Origin of the sequence: Nitratidesulfovibrio oxamicus, from assembly GCF_015731765.1 — a bacterium.
GTDB lineage: Bacteria > Desulfobacterota > Desulfovibrionia > Desulfovibrionales > Desulfovibrionaceae > Cupidesulfovibrio > Cupidesulfovibrio oxamicus.
The window spans coordinates 1-2,765 of record NZ_VRYY01000348.1; the positions used below are offsets into that span (position 1 = coordinate 1).

A 2,765-nucleotide genomic window follows, 5' to 3' on the forward strand; every position below is an offset into this window, starting at 1 on the left:
GCGGGCCGCGCGGGCGCGCATCGTGCCCGATGTGTTGCAGGACATGCCGCAGGGCGTGCCGCAGGACGGGACAACAGCCAGCGGCACGGGCTGCACCCCGCTGCCGCCGGTGCTGGCCGACCGCAACGGGCTGGAACAGATTCTCACCAACCTGCTGCTCAACGCGCTGGACGCCGTGGAAACCGACGGGCCGATCATCCACAACGATCCGGCCCTGCGCGGGGCGGGTGACGAGGGCCGCGCGTGCCCCCCTGAACCGACCGGACTTGCGGGCAGTGCAAGCGACGCCGACGCCATGCCGCATGCCGCCCCCCCGCTTTCCCGGCGGCACGGCCTGGTGGTGCTGTCCGCGCGCAGCCTGCCCGAAGAGGGCGAGGTGGTGGTGCACGTCATCGACAACGGCCCCGGCATCCCGGAAGACCACCTGCCCCGCCTGTTCGACCCATTCTTCACCACCAAGGCCGCCGGACGCGGCACGGGGCTGGGCCTGGCCGTGGTCTTCGGCATCATGCGGGACATGGGCGGGCGCATCGAGGCGCGCAACCTGACCCCTGCGGACCTGACCCCCGCCTCACTGGGCGGCCTGTGCTGCCGGATCGACCTGGCCTCCCTGTTTTCCGAGGCCGCCCAATCCGCCCCGGCCATCGGAACCGGCTCACACGGCCCCGACGGTACGGACGGCCCCGACGCCCCGGAACTGCCAGCCGAACGCGCCGAAACGACGGATGCGCCAAAGCTGCCAGACATGGCGGAACTGGCGCGCGGCGCGGTATTCACCCTTCACCTGCCTGCGGCGGACCGGGAGCACCCGGCCCCGCTTACGGAGCACGACGCATGACCACGCCCCACGAGACCATCCTGGTGGTGGACGACGAGGCGGACTTCGCCAACGGCCTGGCCCGGCTGTTGCGCGCGGGCTTTCCCGATGCCGAGGTGCTGGTGGCCACCAGCGGCAAGGCCGGGCTGGACCTGCTGGGCCGCAGCGACCCCGCCGTGCTGCTGACCGACCTGCGCATGCCCGACATGGACGGGCTGGAACTGATGGCCCACGCCCAGACCCAGGACGCCACCCCCAGCGTCATCCTGCTTACCGCGCACGGCACCATCGAGACGGCGGTGACGGCGCTCAAGAACGGGGCCTACGACTTCCTGACCAAGCCGGTGCGCCGCGAAGACCTGTACCGCGCCGTGACCAAGGGGCTGGAACGCTGCCGCCTGCTGCGCGAAAACCGCCAACTGCGCGAGGAAATGTCGCGCACGGGGCTGGAGCGCACGCTGATAGGCGAAACCCCGGCCATGCGCAGGCTGAAGGAAACCATCGCGGCGGTGGCCGCATCGGACTACACCGTGCTGGTGCGCGGCGAATCGGGCACCGGCAAGGAACTGGTGGCCGCGTCCATCCACACCCTGTCCGGCAGGGCTCAGCGGCCCCTCGTCAGCGTGCACTGCCCGGCCATTCCGGACCAGTTGCTGGAAAGCGAACTGTTCGGCCACGTGAAGGGGGCCTTCACCGGGGCGGAACGTTCGCGCAAGGGGCTGTTCATGTCCGCCGCCGGGGGCACCATCGTGCTCGACGAAATCGGAGACATCTCGCCCGGCATCCAGACCAAGCTGCTGCGGGTGTTGCAGGAACACGAGATACGCCCCGTGGGCTCCAGCGGCACGGTGAAGGTGGACGTGCGCATCATCGCCTCCACCAACCAGGCGCTGGAGGCGCGCATCAAGAGCGGGGAATTCCGGGAAGACCTGTTCTACCGGCTCAACGTGCTGACCATCCACACCCCGCCCCTGCGCGACCGCACCGACGACATCCCCCTGCTGGCCGACCATTTTCTGGCCCAGACCTGCCGCGAGATGCAGATAGCCCCAAAACGCCTGTCGCCAGAGGCCATGGCCTGCCTGTGCGGGCGAGAATGGCCGGGCAACGTGCGGGAGTTGCAGAACTTCGTGCGGCGGCTGGCGGTGTTCTGTCCCGGCCCCACGGTGGAAATGTCCCACCTGCGGCTGGTGGACGGCCCCGCCGACTGCGCCGCGCCCGTGACCGAGCCAACGCTTACCCCGTACAAGGACGCCAAGGCCCACGTGGTGGACGAATTCACCCGGCGCTACGTGGAACGGCTGCTGGAACGCACCGAGGGCAACATCTCCGAGGCGGCGCGCATCTCCGGGCTGGAGCGGGTGTCGTTGCAGAAGATATTGCGCCGACTGGGCATCGGCGGTGCGGGCAGGGAATAGGCGACGCGGGCAGGGCCGTCCGCCAGTCGCCTTCCGCTTCCATGCCGCCACAATGAACAGCGCGCCGTCCGGCAGGTACCGGGCGGCGCGCTTCATTTGCGAAACAGGCAGGGGACGGAAACAGGCGCGGCGGGCAGTTCTCCGCGCACCAGGCGCGGCGTCAGGCAGCAGGCGTTGCGGCAGGATCCTTTGCCGGAGCGTCGGCGCAAGCGTTCGGGGCCGTCAGCACGTCCGCGTAGTGTTTGCGCGCGGCCAGCCAGGCGCGGGACACGGCAAACGACGCCTCGTCGTGCGGTTCCATGGTTGCGGTGGGGTGCAGCCCGCGTGCGATAAGGCCGCCGAACAGGTCGTCCAGCGGAATGGACCCGGTGCCCAGGCCCAGATGCTGGTCATCGCTGCCGTCGTTGTCATGCAGGTGCAGGTGGGCAAGGCGCGGGGCAAAGGCGTCCAGCCAGCGCCGCATGTCGCGCCGCTGCGCGCCGCCCGCGAAGCTGTGCCAGTGCCCGGCGTCGAAGCAGATGCCCGCGCGG

3 protein-coding genes are annotated in these 2,765 nt (G+C 70.2%); 2 read left to right on the forward strand and 1 reads right to left on the reverse strand.

What is annotated here, in order from left to right; all coding sequences use genetic code 11:
- On the forward strand, positions 1–838 hold an 838-nt coding region (locus tag FVW20_RS19760), incomplete at its 5' end, for a sensor histidine kinase (protein WP_231039073.1).
- Positions 835–2,235 (forward strand): sigma-54-dependent transcriptional regulator, encoded by a 1,401-nt coding sequence (locus tag FVW20_RS11910; protein ID WP_196609787.1) that lies wholly within the window; start codon positions 835–837, stop codon positions 2,233–2,235. The genes FVW20_RS19760 and FVW20_RS11910, both read left to right, overlap by 4 nt.
- A gap of 160 nt (positions 2,236–2,395) precedes the next feature.
- On the opposite strand, the gene FVW20_RS11915 is transcribed toward FVW20_RS11910, so the two are convergent.
- Positions 2,396–2,765, reverse strand: a 370-nt coding sequence (locus FVW20_RS11915; protein WP_196609788.1) for a sugar phosphate isomerase/epimerase family protein, incomplete at its 5' end; no start/stop codon positions are given.